This window comes from Pseudomonas sp. AC463 (assembly GCF_979253585.1).
In genome coordinates, this window is sequence record NZ_CEEDDZ010000080.1 from 1 (window position 1) to 541 (window position 541).

General features: G+C 67.8%; 1 protein-coding gene. It reads right to left on the bottom strand.

Going from position 1 to position 541, the window contains the following annotated elements; translation table 11 throughout:
• Positions 1–39: 39 nt before the first annotated feature.
• The coding region (locus AC0IYH_RS29175; protein WP_471837495.1) for a hypothetical protein at positions 40–541 on the bottom strand (502 nt) is incomplete at its 5' end.

A 541-nucleotide genomic window follows, 5' to 3' on the forward strand; every position in this document is an offset into this window, starting at 1 on the left:
ATCCCGGACAGTCCGAAGTCGACGGGGAAGGCGAGAACGTTAAAACCCGAACTTGGGGGCCTTGAGCCCGGTGTATACTCTGGCACCGGCCGACGCCGCGCCCATGATCTGGCCGAGGATGGACCCCGCCTGCTTGGACTTCGTGGTCCCCGAGCTCGTGCCCGACTGGCCCCACTGTCCACCCGCCACAATCTTGGCGTAGCGGTCGAGAAGGTCCGTCGCGCGGCTGTCCTCACCCTGCCACTTCGAGAAGTCGGCGGTGAGGCCTCCCTGGCGGTCGGCCTGTTCGGCTGAGTTGGCGCCGTTGATGGCGTCGAAGGCCCCATAGGCCGCTGAGCTCGACTTCCCGAGCGCATCGACGCCAAAGGACGCAAGGTTCCCGTAGGAGCTGGCGGCCTGGCCGAGCGCGGACAGGTTCGTGGAGCGGTCGTTCTGGGCCAGCGTGAGGCCCCGGTCGTACGCATCGCCCCTGATCTGGGCCGAGATGTCGCCGATACGGTCCGCCGTGCCACGCTGGGCGATGCCGGACGCCACACCAGCT